The 22,902-nt window shown below is 40.9% G+C and carries 16 protein-coding genes and 1 pseudogene; 4 read left to right on the top strand and 13 right to left on the bottom strand.

Going from position 1 to position 22,902, the window contains the following annotated elements; all coding sequences use genetic code 11:
• Nucleotides 1-194: 194 nt before the first annotated feature.
• Nucleotides 195-1,220: a S66 family peptidase gene (locus AC4HAL_RS09735; RefSeq protein WP_491094020.1), complete on the top strand. Its 1,026-nt coding sequence runs from the start codon at nt 195-197 to the stop codon at nt 1,218-1,220.
• 107 nt (nt 1,221-1,327) lie between these two features.
• On the opposite strand, the gene AC4HAL_RS09730 is transcribed toward AC4HAL_RS09735, so the two are convergent.
• The 13 genes and pseudogenes from AC4HAL_RS09730 to AC4HAL_RS09670 all read right to left on the bottom strand — a co-directional run bounded on the left by AC4HAL_RS09730 (nt 1,328) and on the right by AC4HAL_RS09670 (nt 20,256).
• The gene (locus AC4HAL_RS09730; RefSeq protein WP_491094019.1) at nt 1,328-1,660 is read right to left on the bottom strand and encodes a zinc ribbon domain-containing protein YjdM; all 333 of its coding nucleotides are present in this window, start codon (nt 1,658-1,660) and stop codon (nt 1,328-1,330) included.
• A gap of 714 nt (nt 1,661-2,374) precedes the next feature.
• Complete coding sequence (locus AC4HAL_RS09725) at nt 2,375-2,575, bottom strand: hypothetical protein (RefSeq protein ID WP_491094018.1); 201 nt, start codon at nt 2,573-2,575, stop codon at nt 2,375-2,377.
• A 633-nt stretch (nt 2,576-3,208) separates the two neighbouring features.
• On the bottom strand, nt 3,209-4,519 hold the full coding sequence (locus AC4HAL_RS09720) for a 5-methylcytosine restriction system specificity protein McrC (protein WP_491094017.1): 1,311 nt from the start codon (nt 4,517-4,519) through the stop codon (nt 3,209-3,211).
• Nucleotides 4,503-5,831: an McrB family protein gene (locus tag AC4HAL_RS09715; protein WP_491094016.1), complete on the bottom strand. Its 1,329-nt coding sequence runs from the start codon at nt 5,829-5,831 to the stop codon at nt 4,503-4,505. Before AC4HAL_RS09715 ends, AC4HAL_RS09720 begins: the two co-directional genes overlap by 17 nt.
• A 215-nt stretch (nt 5,832-6,046) precedes the next feature.
• Entirely contained in the window at nt 6,047-7,192 is a 1,146-nt protein-coding gene (locus AC4HAL_RS09710) for a mannitol-1-phosphate 5-dehydrogenase (RefSeq protein ID WP_491094015.1), read from the bottom strand.
• Nucleotides 7,193-7,209: 17 nt separating this feature from the next.
• Nucleotides 7,210-7,647 carry a PTS mannitol transporter subunit IIA gene (locus AC4HAL_RS09705; RefSeq protein ID WP_491094014.1) on the bottom strand — a complete coding sequence of 146 codons (438 nt, stop codon included), beginning with the start codon at nt 7,645-7,647 and terminating at the stop codon, nt 7,210-7,212.
• Nucleotides 7,648-7,649: 2 nt separating this feature from the next.
• Nucleotides 7,650-9,599 (bottom strand): BglG family transcription antiterminator, encoded by a 1,950-nt coding sequence (locus tag AC4HAL_RS09700; protein WP_491094013.1) that lies wholly within the window; start codon nt 9,597-9,599, stop codon nt 7,650-7,652.
• Nucleotides 9,600-10,009: 410 nt separating this feature from the next.
• A pseudogene (locus AC4HAL_RS09695) lies at nt 10,010-11,519 on the bottom strand (PTS mannitol transporter subunit IIBC); the annotation flags it as partial.
• A 148-nt stretch (nt 11,520-11,667) separates the two neighbouring features.
• A complete protein-coding gene (gene glmS / locus AC4HAL_RS09690; RefSeq protein WP_491094012.1) occupies nt 11,668-13,479 on the bottom strand; it encodes a glutamine--fructose-6-phosphate transaminase (isomerizing) in 1,812 nt (603 codons plus the stop codon).
• Nucleotides 13,480-13,657: 178 nt separating this feature from the next.
• Entirely contained in the window at nt 13,658-14,218 is a 561-nt protein-coding gene (lepB, locus tag AC4HAL_RS09685) for a signal peptidase I (protein WP_491094011.1), read from the bottom strand.
• A gap of 264 nt (nt 14,219-14,482) precedes the next feature.
• Nucleotides 14,483-15,985, bottom strand: coding sequence for a pyruvate kinase (gene pyk, locus AC4HAL_RS09680; RefSeq protein ID WP_447452135.1), 1,503 nt, complete (start codon nt 15,983-15,985; stop codon nt 14,483-14,485).
• 68 nt (nt 15,986-16,053) lie between these two features.
• Complete coding sequence (gene pfkA, locus AC4HAL_RS09675; protein WP_491094010.1) at nt 16,054-17,067, bottom strand: 6-phosphofructokinase; 1,014 nt, start codon at nt 17,065-17,067, stop codon at nt 16,054-16,056.
• A gap of 81 nt (nt 17,068-17,148) precedes the next feature.
• A complete protein-coding gene (locus AC4HAL_RS09670; RefSeq protein WP_491094009.1) occupies nt 17,149-20,256 on the bottom strand; it encodes a DNA polymerase III subunit alpha in 3,108 nt (1,035 codons plus the stop codon).
• Nucleotides 20,257-20,435: 179 nt separating this feature from the next.
• Here AC4HAL_RS09670 and AC4HAL_RS09665 point away from each other — a divergent pair, with 179 nt between their 5' ends.
• The 3 genes from AC4HAL_RS09665 (at nt 20,436) to AC4HAL_RS09655 (ending at nt 22,394) form a co-directional block, all read left to right on the top strand.
• Nucleotides 20,436-20,810 (top strand): GntR family transcriptional regulator, encoded by a 375-nt coding sequence (locus AC4HAL_RS09665; RefSeq protein WP_491094008.1) that lies wholly within the window; start codon nt 20,436-20,438, stop codon nt 20,808-20,810.
• 105 nt (nt 20,811-20,915) lie between these two features.
• Complete coding sequence (locus AC4HAL_RS09660) at nt 20,916-21,614, top strand: ABC transporter ATP-binding protein (protein WP_447452139.1); 699 nt, start codon at nt 20,916-20,918, stop codon at nt 21,612-21,614.
• A 9-nt stretch (nt 21,615-21,623) separates the two neighbouring features.
• The gene (locus tag AC4HAL_RS09655) at nt 21,624-22,394 is read left to right on the top strand and encodes a hypothetical protein (protein WP_491094007.1); all 771 of its coding nucleotides are present in this window, start codon (nt 21,624-21,626) and stop codon (nt 22,392-22,394) included.
• The last annotated feature ends 508 nt before the right edge of the window (nt 22,395-22,902 follow it).

Below are 22,902 nucleotides of genomic sequence, written 5' to 3'. Positions count from 1 at the left end.
TCAAATTTTCAGACACTTTGAAATATTATTTATTTTTATTCATATAAAAATGAAAAAAATACATTTGTCTGCTTTTCTTCTAAATTTTCAAAATCACTTATCGGTAAAAACAAACCCACAGCTATTTTCAGCCTTTCTTAGCAAGGGTTAGTATGTTATAATGCTGGTAATTTTAAAAAAAGGAGGCACCCTTTATGGTTAAAAGGATCGGGATTGTCAGTCTGTCCAGCGGTATCCTCGGAGAGGACTTTATTAAGTTTGAAGTGGACTTAGGGGTTAAACGCTTGGAACAGTTAGGAATGGAGGTCGTGTTTTTAGACCATGCCTTCAAAGGTATTGACTATCTGAGAGAGAATCCTCAAGCCAGAGCTCAAGATCTGCTCACTGCTTTTAAAGACCCCGCCATTGATATGATTTTATGCGCTATTGGCGGTGATGATACCCACCGTCTCCTGCCTTATTTATTTGACCATAACGAATTGCAGCAAGTGCTCCAGCAGAAAATCTTTTTAGGCTTTTCCGACACCACTATGAATCACTTGATGTTACATAAGCTGGGACTCACGACCTTTTACGGTCAGGCTTTTTTGCCAGATATTTGCGAATTGGATCACGAGATGCTGCCCTACTCCTTTCATTACTTTAAAGAGCTGATCGAGACAGGCCGTATCTCAGAAATCAGACCCAGTGCTATCTGGTATGAGGAGCGGACAGATTTTAGTCCCAAGGCCTTAGGAACCAGTCGAATTATGCATAAAAATGAAGGCTTTGAGTTACTGAAGGGAAATCCTCAATTTGAAGGAGCCATCCTAGGCGGATGTTTGGAATCCCTCTATCAGATTTTTGATTCATCACGCTATGAAGACAGCAGTGCCCTCTGTCAGCGTTATCAGCTCTTTCCCAGTTTGAGTGATTGGCAGGGAAAAATTCTCCTGCTGGAATCTAGTGAAGAAAAACCTGAACCTGCCCTTTATCGTACCATGCTGGAAACATTAAAAGCTACTGGTATTTTTGAGGTTCTGAATGGTGTGATTGTCGGTAAGCCTATGGATGAGACTTACTATGATGACTATAAACAAATCCTGCTAGAAGTGATTGATACGGATATTTCCCTCCTCTACAATGTCAATGTCGGGCACGCTACCCCTAGAGCCATTGTTCCTTTGGGTGTCCCAGCCAAAGTGGATGCGGCCGCATCTGTCATTAGCTTTCAATCATAAGTAGAAGACGAGAGCAACAAAAATTCGTTCTTGTTTTTTTGTTGCACTTTATTTTACAATCTATTAGTTAAAAAGCCCAAGGTCTTTGCCTTGAACTTTATAGGGATTTATATTTTTTTAACAAACTCTGACTTGAGTTTCATGGCTCCAAAGCCGTCAATCTTACAGTCAATATTGTGATCCCCTTCAACCAAGCGGATATTCTTAACACGGGTTCCCTGCTTAATGTCCTTTGGAGCCCCTTTAACCTTGAGATCCTTGATGACCGTAACGGTATCGCCATCAGCAAGACGAACACCATTGTTATCAAGAACGACTAAGCCCTCTTCTTCAGCAGCTTCGTTTGGATCCCATTCATAGGCACATTCTGGGCAGACCAAGAGGATACCGTCCTCGTAAACATACTCCGAGTTACATTTGGGGCAATTTGGTAAAGACATAGATTTTTCCTTTTCTAAAAATACTTACTAAGCTATTTTACCCTAATTCTGATGACTGGGCAAGCTCGTTTTAAGCTATGGGGGACTGCCAGAGATACTCGGGTAAAGATCTTCTGCTACCCTTTAGAATAGCTCTTTTCTTTAAGGTAATACTGTTTGTCATTATTTTGTACAGAAAAGGGTTGCCTTTTCATGATTACTTGATAAGGCTCTTTGCTGCCATAGCCGTTTGTATAGGTTACCGCAAACTCTAGTCTAAGATCGCCAGACTGGGGAAAGTAATTTTCTTCTGGATATTCCAATTTCATAATGACAGAGTGATAACTCTCTTCCCCTTGACCGTTTTTGCTCTCCCAATTTTAAGGTTATCAGACTTAGTTTTCTCAAAAAATCCCTAGCTTCCTCTTGGGGCAAAAATCCTTATTTCCCAACTACTTAATGATTTGCAAATGTAGTAGCAGTTTTTATCTTTCTTATCAACGCTCAGATCCAAATTGTCTGGATTAGGGCAATAACTCAAACTTAGACTATTGTGGGAAAGTGATCCTCTCTTTTTCCGTATTGACTGGCAATCTTATCATATCCGTTCCTTTTATTGAAGTCCTCTGCTCATAAGAACTACTCACTTTCAAACTCTGAAATTCCTGATAAGTCTAAGTACAGATCCTTGCTCCTTTAGCAAGGCCATGCTTAAATTTTGCAGTCAGACCAAAATTATCTATTCACTATAAAAACAACTAACACGATTAAAAACGTGAACCCGATAGCTCCACCAAAGGCTAGTATGAGCCCTTTTTTAAAGCTTTTGGCGTCTATCTTTTCAGGCACTAGCTTTGGATCTCGGCCTGAAAAGATCGGAGAATTATTTTCCTTGCCTGTCGAAAAAGCTGATTCAAATTCATTATTTTCTTCCATGTTTGCTACCTTTCTCTTTAATGGATATCTATTTGCTGACCTTTGCTATCAGACTGCGACAATATTTTTCTATCCGACTTAAGGACTTTCTCTTTACTCCTAGATAGTATTGCCCGTCTTTGTACTTGTTAAATTACAACTCCTGCTCGCAATAGCCATCGCTATCATTCCAGAGTTAGTCAACCATTAAGCTTGTGCTCTAGTTTAAAGCTACCCAATTTTGATAGGAACAGTGGTGAGGCTCTTTCCCATTTCCCGCTGAAATTCTTTTTTGCAAAATAGAAGCCACCTTCAACAGAGCAAACCATATAAACAAAAAACAGATGGCAAATCCAGCAGCAACTCATATCTGGCTCAGGGTCACATCCAGTTTGGCACGGATTCTTTCAGACGAACTTAAATAATCTGTTTCACTAGTGCCAAAGACCCTATCAGCATTTTTATCTTTGATCCTTACTCCATGTCTTTTTTATCAGTTAGCAGTCACGTTGATTATAGCATTTTTTAAATTGAGCTAAATTACAATTCTATTAAGTCCCATAGGATTAAAACTAAAGGACAGCAAAAAAGAGAACAGATGTTACTCTATCCTCTAATCTCATCAGGGTTAATGTATGACTATTCTAAAATTTCTTACCGATTACAATATAAATGACTTTGAAAGACTTTTTCTGCTTCCTTCATAGCGCTAATGAAATCCTGATAGCTAGTGCAGCCTTGGGGAATGGCGAGGCCGAGTTTTTCGACACTTACTAAATAGTCTCGTTTTTCTTTTCTGCCCTGTAAGAGTTGATATTCGGTCGGTTCTGATTTTTTCTTATCTGGAAAGAGATAAAATCCTACTTTGGCGTCAAAGCGATACATATAAGCCACTACCTGCAAATAATCTCGTCCATTGATGTTATCCAGAGGTTTATATTTGGCATCCGCAACAACTGGTGAACCTGATAAGGAGAGAAAGTCTGGATAAATTCTTCCATTTCCATTTTGAAATAAGGAATAGCCGCCTGTCCTGCTCTTATTTTGAGGATGTTCAAATTCAGGCAGCAAGGTCGCCAGATATTCTTCCCAAATCCAGGCAACATCAAAGAGAAGACCGTGGATTTTTTGATGGGATTGATCCAGCCCGTGCTTTTCTTGACTCAAAATCATCAGGCAAAGCCGCTGCAAAGTCCGATACTCATGATAGTAAGCATGGCGGATAGGTTTATTTTGATTTTCTCTGATAATCTTAGTCCTATCTGACAATCGATAACTAGGTGTTACCCGTACAATTTCAGCTATATTTTCCTTAACTGAAGATGAGCTGGACAAAAGCGCTCTGCCATTGGGAACAGTATGCTGAATAAAGGCAATAGTGTGGCTAACCAGCTGCATGAGGACATTATCAAAGGAAAATTCCCTAGTTGAATAAGCTATTTTTCCTGTAAAAGGTGTGTTCTGCTTAATATGTCGGGCAACTTCTATTGTCCCTTTGACATGACTGTCATTGTAGAAAAAGCGCTGGTATTCCTTATAAAGCCCCTTACGCAAGGCTGCCTCAAGATATTTGGGAAAAAGATAGATTAAAAGATGGTACCAGCTTTCTTCTCGAGACAGGCCGATATCAAGACTAGTCAGATTGAGCTGCAGTACCTTTTGCAGCATGTAATGCAGAAAGTAATCATCATCTCCATTGGCAAAACGAGAATGAATGCTCAAGCGCTCCTCCCCACAGCCTAGAAAACCGATGATGTTCTGCGTTTTAATCTGGTCATTGACTGTCTCCAGCACCTTGCCATCTTTTTCCAAATCGAGAGAATCCAGCAAATCATGCGGGAAAATAAAGAGATTGTCCTCTTTGGAAAGACTTTCCAGCGTTCTATCCGGCAATTTTTCTGACAGCTGAGGGTAAGAGGCTGCAAATTCAGACCTAGCTACTGAATCATTATCTGTCAGTCTCATCTGACTCTTCCTTTTCTATTAAGTTGTAAGCATTTTCTAGCTCTTTCAGCTTTTCTACCTCATCATAGGAACCACGCAGGTAATCCTCTAAAAGCGGCTGCAAATAATCGGACCAGAGCTCAGCTGCAGTTACTTCTCCCTTATCTAAATCCATAAAGTAAGATGGACCAATTTGATAATGCCGCCCAAGTTCCTCATTACTTTCAATAGCAGCATTCAATCGACTTAATCTACCTTTAACCTCTTCATCACTAAGCATCTCATCTGCTCTATCCTTTGCCGTCACCTCGACAAACCTGAAACGTCGGCGCATGGCAAAATCAAAAGTATCAACAGAGCGATCAATATCATTCATGGTACCAATGATATAGACATTCTCAGGAATATAAAATTTCTCATCCGTTTCATATAAATTAGCATATTGAGTTGATACTGCACCATCCTTACCACGATAACCCGGATCAATGGAGAAGAATAACTCTCCAAAAATCTTGGAAATTTCCCCACGATTGATTTCGTCGATGATGAAGACGAAAGTTTTATCTGAGTCTTCTTTAGCTTTCGTACAAAACTTTTTAAAAATGCCATCCTGCAATTCAAAACCAATCTGACCATCAGCACTTGAGACAGGACGCAGCCCTTCCACAAAATCTGTGTAATCATAAGATGGGTGAAATTGAACAAAACCGATTTGGTCATCATTTCCCCCAGTCAGTTCCTTAGCAATCTGCTTGGCAAGGTAGGTTTTCCCAGTCCCCGGTGCACCGCGGAGGATGAGGTTTTTAGATTTTTTCAAAATCTGAGCGTATTTACTATCATAAATATAACTAGATAGTGGTTCCTCTACAATATTTTGTTCTTTTTTATTATCTTTCTTAAAACTCACAAATATATCATAAAATTGTTTTAGGGCTGAATTAGGTTCTTGTTCTGAATCCAATTCTAAGTCTTTAACTAAGTATTGAATATTCAAATCAGTATCGTGTCCATCAGGATGCCATTTAACAACTTTAAACCCAGTAACTTCAAAATTTTCAAATATGGTACGAATATTAATCCAAGTGTTTTTGGCATTATTATATTCATATCCAAGATAGGGTAACTTATTACATCCGCTTCCATTTTTTGGTCCATAATAGCCTCTATTAAACATTTCAATTTTATAGGAAATATCATCAATAGTAACAGCAGGATATATTTCAGTTATTCCTTCTAATTTTGTTTTCCTTCCTTCACTTCCCTTTATATTAATGTTTGCCTGTTCTACAAATCTCTTAAGTAACTGTTTAAATTCCATATAACTATTGGACATATCAAATATTCCCTCTGGCTTTCTTCTAGCAAATTTTGCTGCTGCATTGAAAGTTTCTATCTTACTGGTAAGTTAATATAACTCATTTTAGCAGCTCTTCTTTAATTATACACCAATTTCAGAAAATTTAATAATTAATCTTCAGAGCTATAAAAAACGCCACAAAAAAGCAAGCTACCAATTTAGCTTGCTTTTGACATGACTGCTATCTCTCTCTAGATCGAAGTAACTGCGGCTTCAATCTCTTTAATGAGATCCTGGTCTTTAAGGTCTGTGACTTGGACGATAACCTCTGGCAGCGGTTTACTAGCCAAGAGGTCTTGCAATTCAACAGATTGCGGGTCTTCTGGATCATTGTATTTGAAGACAAAGGCAACGGTTTTTAAAAGATTATCATAGGAAAGACCGCGCTCTTTCAATTCACGAATAGGGCGGATAAAGCGCTCATCAAAGCCCAGTTTACGAATTGGTGTGCGAGCAACACGGGTCACATCGTCGACAATATAAGGATTTTCAAAGCGAGAGATAATGACCTTATGATAATCGACCAAGGCTGCTTCATCAAAGCCCCATTTAGCTATCAAGAGACTGCGGATTTCTCCCAAAACTGCTTCGACATTAGCTTTAACGGTTTCGTTTTTAAGCGCTTCTAGGATTGTCTGGGCACCATAGAAAGCACCTGTATAGGCAGATGTGGCGTGACCAGAGTTGACGGAGAAGAGCTTGCGCTCAATGAAAGGTGTCAATTCTTCTTCATAATGAACACCATCCAATTTCAACGCCTTATTTTTCATGCGGCCTGTTTCAACAACCCATTCTCTGAAGGGCTCAACAACCACAAAGAGAGGATCTTCATGACTCTGAGCTGGAACAATGCGGTCGACAGCAGCATTAGGGAAGCCCACATACTCTTTAGCATAGGCTAAGCCTGCTTCAGACAGGTATTTTTGAACTTCCACCCAGAGAAATTCGGACCCGCCAATCATATTTTCACAAGCTAAAACATCAATAACTTGCTCCTTGCCTGCTGCTTGGCGTGCTTCAATTCCCTTAGCAATCAATTCAGCAATAAGAGGCAGGATATTGGGACCAATCGCAGTGGTAATAATATCCGCCTGTGTGATGGCTGCGACAACAGCCTCTGGGTCTTGAGCATTATTAATGCCGCTGACGCCTGAAACAGCGATATGGCGCTGCCCGTCCTCAGCAATTTCAATCTCATAACTGTGGCGCTCATTGAGGGCATTGATAATGGCTTCATTAACATCAACAAAGGTGATATCAAAATTATTTTCAAATAAAACTTGGCCGATAAAACCGCGACCGATATTTCCGGCACCAAAGTGTACTGCATTTTTCATGTTTAAACCTCTTTTCCTCACTCAACACTGTTTAATAGCCCAATGATAGCCTCTTCTGATTGCGCATCTGCCAGTTTAACAACATTGTCAACATCTGCACAGAAAATCGAAATCTTTTGAATCATCTCCAAGTGCTCATCACCGATACCCGCAATGCCAAATAGAACTGTAGCCACCTGCTTGTCATCCTCTGTCCCAAAATTAACACCTTTAGGCACTTGAACGACTGTAATACCGGACTTGAGAACTTCCTTTTTAGCATCATCCGTTCCATGTGGAATGGCGATAAAATTCCCCATGTAGACCGATAACTCTTGGTCACGGCGTACCATAGCATCGATATAGTCGGGATTAACATAGCCGCCATCAGCCAATACTTGACCGCAGTAACGAATGGCTTCTTCCTTATCATTAAAGTGCTGATTGAGTTTAATCAGTGTTTTTTCAAATTCCATAGTTAATTCTCCAAATCCTTGATGGTTTCTGTAAAAATCTTATTTAATAATTGATAGATAATCTCCTGATTACCAGTTTTGTAAATTTCTGTGTAGAGATGATTCTCAATGATAGATTGACCAATAGCTGACATCAATCTTTTGGTCTCAAGACTACTGTTTTCCTCGGTCAGCATGACTAGCAGCCGACTAACATTTTCCATTTCATGGTTCATTGACTGAACCTCAATCGTTTGGGTTAGGCTATAAACCATGAACTGACTTTTTTCCACCGCATGGGATTGCGTATGCAAAAGAGCTAGGCCTGTCTCTGGAATGGCAAAGGGGCTAAGCTCAAAACGTTTGAGCAATTTCTCTGTCAAATAAGCGGTATCAGATATTGCTGTTAGATCAGCAATGGTCTCGGCCACAGTTTTTTCAAAAGAAGAGCTGTTATCCAAGCGACGCAGCTGAAAATGTTCCAATAAACTCTGGCTGGCCTCTAAATAAGCCTGCAGATCTGTTTTCCCAACAATTTCGATGCTGCGTTCCCGCTGCTGATTTCGGCGCAGCTGTACTGCCTGTAACTGCTCCTGTAGGTGCAGGATTTCAGCTGTATTGGGATAAGTTGAAATCGTATCGACACCTTGACTATCTATAGGACTTGTTGACAAAATGTAATCGTAATGTTCCAAATCTTCTTGGGAGAACTCATCCAGATGTTTTATCTGTACCGACTGAACAAAAGGGGCTACTGACTTTATTTTTGTAACCAAAAGCTCGACAGCTAAGGGACGTTGGTTAGTCAGCATTAAAACCTGAATAGGATAAATATCTGGACTTCGCCGAATACTTGACGCAAAATGCAGAGTAATCAACTCATATTCTGCTTCATTCTGAATATAGGCAGGAAATAAATCCTGAACGACCAAACGGATGATTCGATGAAGAAACTCATTTTGGTAAGCAATTACATGGGCCGTTGAAGACATCGACCGATCAGGAAAAAGATAGGGAATAGCCAAGCTCAAAAGTATATGGTGAAAGAGAAATTTAAACAGCGTTTTATCCTTAATAAAGTTAATCTTTGTAAAAGATGAAACCTTATCAATCAAGTTAGTAACACTGTAAAAATACTGACTGTCGAAATTCTCAACATAGAGAGGATTCTCCTGACGCTTGATATAGAGCTCATCCAACTGACTGGCCCAATAGAGAATATCGTTCGTGCCATAGGCTTGAGCTGTCAGCCTAGCATAGCTGGTAAACAGTTCCTGAGACAATTCCAAAGCCTGTTTACTGACATGAAGAACGGTCTGAGGCTGACCAAAAAACTTCGACAGGGCCAGAAGACTAGTGAAAAACTGCAGGAGCTTGGGATCCATCTCTGGCACAAAAGATTGACAGTCTCGAAAGGTTTTCTTAGCCTCTTTAATCCTTTCTTGCAGTCTATCTGGAACATTGATTTTACCAGCTTTAAAATCAGCAGTTGAGACCATGTTGGTCAACAGCACTGCTAATAAATAGCGGCGTTGCTCTGTAGTGACTTCCAATCGGTAGCCTTGCTTACGATCAAGCCTAGCATCGAAATCAGCCAGACGCTGGCTGATTTCATTGACGTCTTGAATAATCGTCACATTGCTAACCATGAAACGTTCTTGAAAATAAGCATTAGTCAGGGGAGTATCAGATAATAGTAAGTCTAGACAAATCAAGTTGAGACGCTCACTGCGGCTGTAATCCTCCATGCTATAGAGAGCGCTGAGCTTTGATATATCACCAGATAAACCGTACTTTTTGCGATCTTTAGCTAGGACAATATCAATTTGACTAAGGCTCTCAGTCAAATCAGCAAGGGTTCGATAGGCCGTCCGCTGCGATACATCTAAAATTTTTTGAATATCATCTACCGAAAGCTTTCCTAGTTCTAGGAAAGCCTTAATCAATTTTTCTTCACGTTTGGTAAATATCATAGCCTCATTATACACTATTCTAGGATACCAAGTTTGCTGAAACTATTTGTGCATACGCGCGACCATCTTGTCATATTCAGGTGTTGTCACTAAACTGTCAACAATCAAGAATTGGGCGTGTGGCGCGAAGTGCTGGGCATCGGATTGATTAGCGATGGTTGTCACAATAAGGATATTCTTGGCATTGAAATTGCCAAGTTGATCGTTAGCAACTTTAGATACTGGGATACCAATGTCGTGGTTCTTAAAGATCAGCTCCAGCGTAGCCTGACCCATCGTTGCTGAACCTTCGGCTGTGCCATGAGCAAAGACGACTTCGTCAATATAGTTTAAATCAACATCTTCACTGGCTTCTTCGCCTACTTGATCGGCAGTTTCAGCACTCGCTTGCCCTTCACCTGCCAGCAGACCGACAATCTCGTCGTATTTAGGCGTTGCTAAGAAATTATCAACCGTGACATGGACAGCACTCGGTGTGCGCTCTGCTGCACGCGCTGCTAATTCTTCCTGTGTAACGATCAAGGTGTGGTCCGTATCGGTTAAGTTAGAAATAGCCTTATTGGTAACTGGGATATCTAAGCCAGTCTTTTTTACCTTATCGCGCAGGATTGAAGCCCCCATAGCCGAACTTCCCATACCCGCATCACAGGCAAAAATAATTTGCTTAACATTATCTGTCGTAATCTCTGTTGAATTTGATAGCGGTTCTTCTTCAGACTGACCCTTTGACTCTGCTTTTGCTGCTTGAGTTGCAGCCTGTGCATCCTCAAGCGAAGCTCCTTCAGATTTGTCAGCTTTCAGAATAACAGCTCCAACAAGGAAAGAAACAACCGTCGCAACTAGAACACCACCCAAGACGGCTAAATGCGGACCTACACCTTTAGGGGCCATCAGCATAATGGCAATGATGGAACCAGGAGACGCAGGGGATTTAAGACCGGCATCTAAGAGCTGGAAGGTAAAAGTACCTGACACACCACCTGCAATAACGGCCAAGAACATGGCTGGTTTCATCATCACATATGGGAAGTAAATTTCATGGATACCACCAAAGAAGTGGATAATCATTGCCCCCCATGATGAAGATTTGGCAGATCCCTTACCAAATAGGGCATAGGCAATGAGAATACCCAAACCAGGCCCAGGATTGGCTTCAAGAAGGAAGAAAACAGATTTACCAACTTCTGCTACTTGTTCGGTACCAAGCGGGGTAAAGATACCATGGTTAAGGGCATTATTGAGGAAGAGGATTTTAGCTGGTTCGATAATCACATTGGCCAGTGGCAACAAATGAACGTCCACAATGGCTTGAACCCCTTGACCAACCCATTCTGTCAACGTAGCAACAACCGGACCAACACCAAAGTAGGCCACTAACATCAAGCCAAAGCCGATGAGACCAGCAGAGAAATTGTTCACCAACATCTCAAAGCCAGTTTTGACCTTGGGTTGAACAATTTCGTCAAATTTCTTGATGCACCAAGCACCCAGAGGTCCCATAATCATTGCCCCGACAATCATGGTAACATTAGGTTTACCATTTGCTAAGATCTCTTGGTACTTAGCCACAAACTCACTAGCAGACATAGTGCTTGGATCCAAGGCACTGATGAGGCTGTTAACCATCAAGCTACCTTGTGTACCTGTAATAGCACCAAAGGTAGCGATAGCCCCAACAACACCCCCGCGGTGTTCGTAAATATTTTTACCACCTGTAAATCCAATCAAAGTTGGAATTAGATACACCAACATAGGGCTGACGATTAGATTGAGCTGTGGATTTGGCAAATAGCCATCCGGAATAAACAAGGCTGTCAAAACACCCCAAGCAATTAAGGCTGGAATGTTTGGCATAACCATATTAGAAAGTGCAGTCCCTAACTTTTGGATTCTGACCTTCAAAGAATTACCTTCATTCATGGATAAATCCTCCTTTTTCTATAAGTCTATTATAAGAAAATTTTTTTTGCCATAACACTCAAATTTTGGCAAAAAAAAATTGTCAAAAATCCACAAAAAAGACCTAGCCCTCACAGAAAGGGCCAGATCCTTAAATAGTAACTTGCCTTTATTCCACCGTTACAGCTTTAGCAAGATTACGCGGTTTATCAACATCAAGACCGCGTTGCAAAGACGCATAGTAGGCAATCAGCTGCGTTGGGATAACCATAGAAATGCTAGCGAGATAAGGATGAACCTTATTGACAATGATATCATCGGTATCTGTATCTAATCCCTCTTCAACGATAGTCAAGACACTAGCTCCGCGTGCTGCAACCTCTTGAATGTTACCGCGCGTATGAGCTGCAATTTTTTCGTTAGAAGACATCAAGGCTAAGACTGGAACACCATCTTCGATCAAAGAAATCGTACCGTGTTTCAGCTCACCAGCTGCAAATCCTTCGCACTGGATATAGGAAATTTCCTTAAGTTTTAAAGAGGCTTCCATAGCCACATAGTAATCATTACCGCGGCCAATATAGAAAGCATTGCGGCTTGTTGGCAAAAGTTTAGAAACTTTTTCTGAAATCATATCTTTTTCAGACAAAGTTGACTCAATAGACTGAGCTACGATAGATAATTCGTGTACCAAATCAAATTCCAGAGCTTCCTTTTTGCCATTTGCTTCACCGACAGCTTTGGCTAAGAAAGCAAGTGCTGCGATTTGGGCTGTGTAAGCCTTGGTAGAGGCAACCGCAATCTCAGGCCCTGCATGAAGAAGCATAGTATACGTGGCTTCACGCGATAAAGTGGAGCCCGGTACATTTGTTATGGTTAGACTTGGGATACCAGCTGCATTAGCCTTAACCAAAACCTGACGGCTATCAGCTGTTTCACCTGACTGACTGAGCAAAACAAACATTGGTTTCTTACTCAGGAGCGGCATATTGTAACCCCATTCTGATGCGACACCTAGCTCTACGGGTGTATCTGTCAACTGTTCGAACATAGATTTAGCTGCAAAACCGGCATTGTAAGATGTTCCCGCTGCTAAAATATAGATGCGGTCAGCTTCTTGGACAGACTTAACAATCGCTGGATTAACCGTTATATTGCCATCAGCATCGGCATAAGTATTGATGAGCTTACGCATAACCGTAGGCTGCTCATCGATTTCCTTAAGCATGTAGAAAGGATAGGTCCCTTTACCAATATCTGACAAGTCTAACTCTGCTGTATAGCTAGCACGTTCCTGTACTTTGCCATCGTAATCTTGCACCTGAACACTGTCAGCTTTAACAATAACCAATTCCTTATCATGAATTTCCATGAATTGGTTAGTTTCACGAATCATAGCCATAGCATCGGAGCAGACCATATTGTAACCATCACCAAGGCCGATCAAAAGCGGTGATTTATTTTTAGCCACGTAGATTGTACCTGCATCTTGAGCATCCATAAGGGCGAAAGCATAAGATCCTTCAATGATAGAGAGAGCTTTTTTAAAAGCAGAAAGAAGGTCGAGGTCATCTTCCTCAACAAATTTTCCAATCAGGTGCACAGCAATTTCGGTGTCCGTCTGTCCCTTAAAATCATGATCAGCTAAATAAGTATTTTTAATCTCTAAATAGTTTTCAATCACACCGTTATGCACCAAAGTGAAACGTCCTGTTTGTGATTGATGAGGGTGAGCATTGACTTCGCTCGCAGGTCCATGGGTCGCCCAGCGAGTATGGCCAATACCGGCTCTACCAAGGGTATCACCGACCTTATCAGCTAATTCTGCAATACGGCCGACAGCCTTGATTAGATGGTTAGTCTGCCCATCTGTGACATAAACACCTGCCGAATCATATCCACGGTATTCTAATTTTTCCAGACCTTGAATTAAAATATCTGTCGCCTGACTATTTCCGACAACACCGACAATTCCACACATACACATCAGTCGGCAGCCAACGGGCTGCCTCTCCTTTTCTTATTTCGTTTTAAATTGGTATAGTTTACTCTTTGCTACCAACGACGATAAACACAGTATATTCAAATATTTTCGTTTTGTCAAGAGAAAAATTGGTATAGTTCAATTGTAAAAACCATAAAAAAAGCAGCCTGCTAGGCTACTCAACAGTCACAAAACCAAAATCACTTAGAGGCCAGACTCTAAAGGAAACTACCCCCTTAATTTGCTCTTTCTTGATAAAACCAAATTTGCGGCTGTCATTTTTATTTTGACGGTTATCATTCAAGATTAAATAAGCATCTTTAGGAATCTTAGTTACACTGGCCTTATGGCTAATAGTCTGGGTAGTAAAGTCATCAGTAAAATACTGACCAGGCTGTGCCTGTTTTACAAAAGCCGTTTTCTCATCCTTTAAATAGCTTTCATGATTAATCTTATGATTTATATAAAGGACATCGTCCATAGAGGTGACCTCTTGGCCCGACTTAGCAACAATTCGACCTAAATATTCCTTGCCCTTGACCTTATAAACGACAAAATCCTTAACAAGAGGAGTTCTCCGTGTCGCAACTGTTACCAAATCTCCCTTTTTAAGATAGCTATTATCTGTCTCGCTTGTGATCTTAAAGGTCGAAAATACAAAGACACGTAGGAGAATAACAACTAAAATAGCTAATAATAGGATAATGATATTTCTAATCAGATCTCGTCTAACCATAGAAACTCCTTTCAATCCTTTACATTATACCATGTCTTATCTAAATAAGAAAGGTCAGCCGCCTAACAATTATATGTGGACAGGCACAAGACGATGACAATTTAAAAACATAAGTATTCCAAACTTTAATTGTATCTAGTAAAAATTATCCAAGTTAATGATTGATTTCTAAGCAGCTACAAAAATTAGATATCTCCATCCTCGTTTCAAATTATAATAAAAAGAGATAAGCCAGAGCTCACCTCTTAATTACTTTTTGCTACCTTATTTAACAGTGCGAACACGCATCGTGTTAGTACCACCTGTTCCAACAGGAACACCTGCAACAATGACGATGTCATCACCCGACTCAACAAGACCAGACTTCACTGCTTCGCGCTCAGCAACTTCAAACATGTCATCAGTAGATGAAGGTTTATCTGTCACAACTGGAATGACACCCCAGTTAAGCATCAATGATTTTTGTGTTTTCTCATCAAAGGTCACCGCCAAAATATCAGCTTCTGGACGGTATTTAGAGATCAAACGAGCTGTGTTACCTGATTCTGTCAAAGCAACAACTAGTTTAATATTCATTGAGCTTGTTGCATCTTTAACAGCTGAAGCAACAACTTCTGTCTTAGTAGAGCGTTCAAACTTAGATGAATCCAGACGGCCGTACTCACTAAGAAGCGTTTGAGCATTCTTATCAATCGTAGCCATGGTACGAACAGATTCACGTGGATATTTACCGTTAGCTGACTCACCAGAAAGCATTGTCGCATCTGTACCATCAATAACAGCATTGAAAACGTCAGATACTTCTGAGCGAGTCGCACGTGGCTTATCAGTCATTGTTTCCAGCATATTTGTTGCTGTAACAACAATCTTACCAGCGGTATTGACCTTAGTGATGATCATCTTTTGGTAAACTGGAACCATTTCAAATGGGACTTCAATACCCATGTCACCACGCGCAATCATGATACCATCAGCAGCATCGATGATTTCATCGATATTGTCGATACCTTGTTGGTTTTCAATTTTCGCTAACAATTTCACGTTTCCATTTCCTGTTTCCTCACAGATGGCACGTACTTCGTTAACATCTTTCGCAGTACGTACAAATGAAATCGCGATAAAGTTAAGGCCTTGTTCCAAGCCAAAGCGAATGTCAGCGTTGTCACGCTCAGCAAGCGCTGGGAAAGGAATCTTAGTGTAAGGAATATTTACACCTTTTTGCTTAGCGATGATACCATCGTTTTCAACCTCAACCTCAAATTCACGAGTAGCAGCATCTTTACCCACGACACGAAGACCAAGTTTACCATCGTCAACAAGAATTTGCTTACCGACCTCAACATCATCAAAAATATCAAGGGCACCAGCAACATTCAAGGCAATAACATCTTTAGTCGATTGAATGCCCTGTTTAGTTGCGACACGAAGTTTATCACCTGTTTTATAAGAGTATTCTTTTGCGTCATCTGCAAACAATTCTGTACGGATTTCAGGTCCTTTCGTATCAAGCAGGAAACCAACCTTTTGACCAGCGATTTCTTCTGCTTTACGAACGACTTCCATACGTTCCCCTTGCTCTGCGTGGTCACCGTGCGAGAAGTTGAAGCGGAAAACATTAGCACCTTCATTGATCAGGTTAGCAATGTTTTGTGCTGAGGCTTCATGATCAAGGCTTTCACCCCAATAGCCATCATCACCGAATTTTTTACCACCACGGATCTCTACCGCAGGACCAAGTGTTGCAACGATTTTTACGCGTTTATTCATGATAAGTATGAACTCCCTCTATTTTTTATCCCTTTTGGGATAGGATTAACTAGGTTTAAAATAATAAATTAATAAGTCAGGTTACGAGCTAAATCAGCAAAGTCAAGACGTGCCTTATGCGGATTGTTAACAATAATATCTCCGTTATCAGCTAGACTGAATAAAGCTCCTTCTTCTGCTGTACCTAGAATTGGACTTTCAACCAATTCTTCATTGTGGATACCAACAGCCAGTCCACCTCGACCCGCTTTAAGCAAATCAACCGCATGGGCACCCATCCAAGAAGCAAGAACACGGTCACGAGCAGTTGGAGAACCACCGCGAACAATGTGTCCGAGATTAGTAGCACGCAAGTCGCTGATATCACCAGCTTCTTTCATCTTATCAGCAAACTCTTCAGCGCTCATAACACCTTCGGCTAAGACAATAATATGACGTCTCTTGCCTTTATTTTCATAACCGTCTTTGACCTTGGCTACGACCTCTTTGATATCGTACTTCTCTTCAGGAACGATAATTTGATCGGCACCGGCAGCAATTCCTGACCAGAGAGCGATATCACCGGCATTACGTCCCATAACCTCAACAACAAAGGTACGACCGTGGCTGTAGGATGTATCTCGGAGCTTGTCCAAAGCCTCAGTCGCAGTCGCAACTGCTGTGTCAAACCCAATTGTATAATCAGTGCCGACGATATCGTTATCAATAGTCCCTGGTAGACCAACTGCTGGAAAACCATGTTCTGTCAAGCGCATAGCGCCATGATAAGAACCGTCACCACCAACAACGACGACACCTTCGATACCATGTTTTTTTAATTGCTCAATTCCTTTTAACTGCCCTTCAAGAGTGGCAAATTCAGGGTAACGAGCTGACTGAAGAAAGGTCCCACCACGATTAATAATATTGGTAACACCGTGAACATCAAATTGGAAGATGTCACCTTCGACCATGCCAGCATAGCCGCGGTTGATTCCGAAGACTTCCATGCCTTCAGCAATTGCTTTACGAACAACTGCACGGACAGCAGCGTTCATACCAGGTGCGTCACCGCCACTGGTTAAAACAGCAATACGTTTCATTCTACCTGATACTCCTTTTTTATTTTTAACTCCCTAATTATAGCACATTCGATTTTAAAATGCTTCTATTTCAGAAGTTTTTTAATGATAAATCGTTTTCATAACAAAGCTTGTAAGCTCTTCTTGTAATTTTTCTGATTTGGCTACAAAGAGCTTTTGGCTCTGTAATGTCTGATTACTATCTTGATAATGCAGGACAACAGGAATCTGTCCTGGGTACGCTCGAAGAGTCTCTGCGACTTGTTGATCATGGTCATGGTTAGCCAACTGAATCCAAAATTTCTCAGCTACAGCTGGTGCTAGACTCTGTAAAATTAGCTGCAGGCGATTATCCCGTTCCTGTACTTTACCAGTCATGTAAAGGATGTCCCCTTCTTTGAGGTAAGTCTGCCATTGGGTAAAGCTCTCTGGAAAAACAGTCACATCCAACTTCTGCTTTGTATCTGTTAAGGTAACAAAAGCCATTTGCTCCCCCTTGGACTTAGTGCGAATAATTCGCACAGCCTCTATCTGTCCTAAAACCCGAGCCTGTGTATTGACAATCAATTCCTCAAACGGAATGAAGGTTCCTTGTAGTTCTTGGGCAAGAGTTATCAAAGGGTGGGGACTGATACCTACTCCCAGCCATTGCATCTCCATATTATATTTTTGACTCGCGCTATAGTCCTCAATATCGCTCCAGTTGTAGGAAGAATCAGCAAAAAGACTGCCGAGTTCGTTAACAAAGGTAAAGAGATGTTCTAAATTTTCCTCGATTTTACGGCGGTTGGGTTCAAATTGATCAAACAGTCCAATCTGAACTAAGGGAGCTATGAGATCTATTTTCTGGTAATTTTTTGGCAGCTTGGTTAGGAAATCTTCTACAGATACAAATGGGCGATTATCAATAATCCAATACCCTAAATCTCTCGGGAAACCTTTGAGATTTTTGAGTCCCATATAAATAGCACCATTTGAAATTTTATCGGTATAGGGAACTGTATTAATTGATAGCTTACCAACCTTAAAATCAGCCTGTAGCGCATCGGTTATATAGTCACTGCTGGAGTAATTGAGCATAACATCGTAAAAAATCGATGGATAATGCGCTTTGAAATAAGCCAATTGAAAGGCTAAAGCAGAATAGGCAAAAGCATGACTGCGATTGAAACCGTACCCTGCAAACTTGGCCATGCGTTCAAAAAGCTCTTTAGCTGTTTCACGGCTGCGACCTAGAGCTTTAGCCCCTTGCATAAAATCTACTTGCATTTTCTGCATCTCAGCAGCATTTTTCTTAGACATGGCTCGACGCAGTAAATCTGCTTTTCCCAGCGTAAATCCTGCGAAAATCTGAGCAATCTGCATAACCTGCTCTTGATAAAGCATGATACCGTAAGTGCCTTCTAAAATTGGAGCTACTAGTGGATCGATAAGATCAACCTCTTCTTGACCATATTTACGTTTGATAAAATTTTCGGTATAGTCGCTAGCCCCCGGACGATTAAGACTAGTCGTCGCTACTATTTCCTCAAACTTTGTCGGTTTAATTCGACGCAATAGGTTGATAGCCCCAGCTTGTTCAAACTGGAAAATGCCCTTGGTGCGCCCAGCAGCAAAGAGAGCTAGCGTTTGGGGATCCTCTAAGTCAATATCTTGGATACGGATGTGAATATCCTTTTCCTCAGCTAATTTCTCAGCCATACGCTGGACAAAAGTTAGGTTGCGTAGGCCCAGAAAATCCATCTTTAGGAGCCCGTTAGCTTCAACACTTCCAGCATCATATTGGGTGATCATCATATCCTCTCCAGTCTTTAAGGGAATATGTTCTGTCAGATCGTCGTCACTCATTACAATCCCTGCCGCGTGAATTGAGGTTTGACGGGGCTGACCTTCTATCCTCTTGGCAATGGCAAAAGCCTTCTGGTACTCCACCTTACTGTTAATAATCTGCCGGAAAGACATATTTTTTTCATAAACTGACGTGAGGTTGTCCCGAAATCCTATCTTACGCGTGATATTGGTCAATTCAAATTCTGCGGCACCAAAACGCTTAAAAACATCGCGAATAGCTTGCTTGGCTCCAAAGGTTGAAAAGGTAACAATCTGGGCTGAGTGACGGCTGCCATATCGATCACGGACATAGTGGAGGAATTCGCTGCGGTAGATATCCGGTAGATCAATATCAATATCGGGCATACTGTAACGTTCCTCATTTAGAAAGCGTTCAAAAAGGAGATTGTTTTTGACGGGGTCAATCCCTGTAATATCTAAGGCAAAGGCAACGAGACTGCCAGCCGCTGAACCGCGCCCCATTCCCATATAATAATGACGACTGCGTCCAAAGCGCAGCAAGTCCCAGACAATCAAGAAATAGTCATCGAAGCCCATCTTATGGATAATTCCTAATTCCTTATCCAGACGTTCTTGATAAACTGGAGCAGTTAGATTCTTGTCTTTTAAGCCTTGTTCGGAACGTTCGCGCAACTCCTCTGACGCTTTCTGGTTACGATTAAATCGAGGAAGCTTGAGTTCATGGTCAAAATGGTAACTGACGCCTGCTAAGAGCTCATCCAGATTTGTTAAACTTTCAGGAAAGCGCTCTTGAAACAATTCTTCCATGGTTTCACGAGGATAGAGTTGCTGTTGGGCTGCTGGCGGTGCCACATCTTTCAAGGGTAGATTATCGCGAATAGCATGCAAAACCTGCAAGGTTTCTCGATCGTCATCAGAAAAATAACGAACCGTGTGTAAGGGTAATAGCTTTTTGCCATAGGAACGCTTAGGGGTATCAAAGCTTACACCGATGTAATAGTCAAAGGGCAATTCTAATTGCTCCAGATCTTCTCTGTAAGGCAGTAATACAGCGAGGCCCGATAGGTAAGAAGAAAGATCTTCTACCTGCAGGCCATCACTCATTTTTAAAGTCGAGAGTTTTAATAAATTTTTATAGCCTTCAGTATCTAAAGCAAGCAGCTGTATACTCAGAGATTTTTCATCGCCTCTAGGAAAAAGTAATTCTAAACCAATAACTGCCTGCAGCCCCTGTTTTTGGGCTTCTATCGCAAAATGGTAGGCGCCATAAAGGTTATCTTGATCCATAATACCGAGGTGACTATATCCCATTTCCTTTGCCGTTTGAATATAGGTCTGTAAATCAACTAGACTGTCCATAAAACTATAAACTGTTTTAGTATCTAGGGGTGCAAACATGGAGCAATCCTTTCTTTGAAATAAACTTACTACTATTATACTATGAATAAAAGCTTTTTTCTTCCTCAAGCTTTAAATGGGGACTATACAAGTCTAGGTCATCATTACGACTTGAAATTTATCTCAAAATACTGTATCATTTATCTATCACAACTATAATATTGGGAAGGGAGAATTTGATGGCTTGGACATTTGATGAGAAATCACCTATCTATTTACAAATTGCAAAAATCATCAAAATCAAGATTATTAGTCAAGAAATCAAGCAAGGCGAACAACTGCCAACGGTTCGTGACTATGCTGAAGAAGCCGGTGTTAATCCAAACACTATGCAGCGGGCCTTCACGGAACTAGAACGCGAAGGAATGGTTTTTTCACGACGAACAGCAGGACGCTTTGTCACTGAAGATACTGCACTGATCGAAGAAAAGCGTTTGGAGTTAGCCAAAGACGAAATCGCCAATTTCGTTTCTAATATGGAAAACATTGGTTTTTCTGGTAAACAAATCTTAGATGAGACAGCTGACTATATGGCAAATAGTACGAAACAGTAAAGAATTAGAGGTTAGGCTGTTGTTGGCCTGCCTTTCACAGTGTTAAATGGATTAAAGATCTTAAAATAGGACATAGGCATATTTGCTTAGCAATGGAGACAAATAATGGAAAAATTATTACAACTACACCATGTCTCAAAATCTTACGGCAATCATCAGGCACTGAGGGATGTGAATTTAACCATCTCCAGCGGTAAAATCGTAGGACTTTTGGGACCAAACGGCAGCGGCAAGACGACCCTGATCAAACTGATCAACGGTTTATTGAAGCAATCCAGTGGCGATATCGTCATAGATGGTTTTCGTCCATCAGTGGAAACCAAAAAAATTATTGCTTACCTACCTGATACTAGCTATCTCAACGAAAATATGACAGTCAGTCAGGCATTAGACTTCTTTCAAGATTTTTATCGAGATTTTAATCGCGAAAAAGCCGAACATCTCTTGGTTGATCTTAATATTGAAGCCAGAGAAAAGCTCAAAAATCTCTCAAAAGGGAATAAAGAGAAGGTTCAGCTGATTCTAGTCATGAGTCGACAGGCTAAACTTTATATTCTAGACGAACCCATCGGCGGGGTAGACCCAGCAGCACGGGATTATATCCTGCGTACTATCATTAATAACTATTCGGAAGACGCATCTGTTATTATCTCCACCCACTTGATCGCCGATGTCGAACAGGTTTTAGATGATATTATCTTCCTTAAAGAAGGGCAAGTCATTCTTGATGGCAACAGTGATGACATTCGTTTTGAACACGGTAAATCTATCGATGCCCTCTTTAGAGACATGTTCCATAATTAGGAGGTTTTCATGTTTGGAAAATTAGTAAAATATGAATTTAAAGCTATTGGAAACTGGTATCTTGGTTTAAATGCCCTCATCCTCTTAGCAAGTCTGATCTTTGCACCTTACATTGCCTTTCTTGAGAGACATCAGGATATTGTAAAGGATAGCAACGTGCTTTTCATTTTATTTATATTTTTGAGCATGGCTCTTGTTATTATGATTATCACTCAGTCAATTGCTACTCTGATCTTAATTATCCGCCGCTTTTATTCAAATATGTTTGGCCGCGAAGGCTATCTGACTTTAACTCTACCAGTCAGTCAACACCAGCTTATTTCATCAAAATTGTTGGTTGCGATAGCTTTGACTTTAGGCAATTACATTGTCATTGCCCTAGGTGCTGGGATTTTGTGGCTATTTAATCAGCATGAGGTTGGCATTATTGTTAAGAGCATTTTAGCTGAACTGTCACAATCGGAAATAACAAATGGCGGTCTCTGGGTACTTTCGACCTTTATCAACCTCGTCACTAGTACTTTACTTATTTTTGCCTCTATTGCTATTGGACAGCTATTTCGCAATCACCGAATCCTAATGGCCTTTGTCAGCTATTTCGGTATCGAATTTAGTTTGAGCATCATAGGTACTTTGATCCGGACAGGTGTGGGAGTGCAAAATACATTTGAAAATTTCCGCACAACGATAGTGATTGGTATGATTGCTAATATTTTCTTAGCTATACTCTGGTACCTACTTACCCATTATATTACCACCCATAAACTTGATATCCAATAATTTTACCGATAAAAACATGTTCCTCTTAAAAGAGTTGGTTTGTTTTCTAGCTTATGTCTGAGCTCGTGAAAAAACGCTCCACCGGAGCTGGCTCGCTTTCCTTATTTTTAAGCTCGTGAAAAAACGCTCCACCGGAGCTGGCTCGCTTTCCTTATTTTTAAGCTCGTGAAAAAACGCTCCACCGGAGCTGACTCGCTTTCCTTATTTTTAAGCTCGTGAAAAAACGCTCCACCGGAGCTGACTCGCTTTCCTTATTTTTAAGCTCGTGAAAAAACGCTCCACCGGAGCTGACTCGCTTTCCTTATTTTTAGGCTCGTGAAAAAACGCTCCACCGGAGCTGACTCGCTTTCCTTATTTTTAGGCTCGTGAAAAAACGCTCCACCGGAGCGTTTCAGACCGAAGACAAACTTCTTTTTGGGAGTTTGTCTTTTTTTAAAAATTCTCTAGAAAAATATGGCCTGAGGTGACAATAACTAAGGTATTTACTTGAATTTGGTCAAAATAAAAA

Source organism: Streptococcus sp. ELY_125 (assembly GCF_058314535.1).
This window is presented reverse-complemented; position numbering and strand designations above follow the sequence as displayed.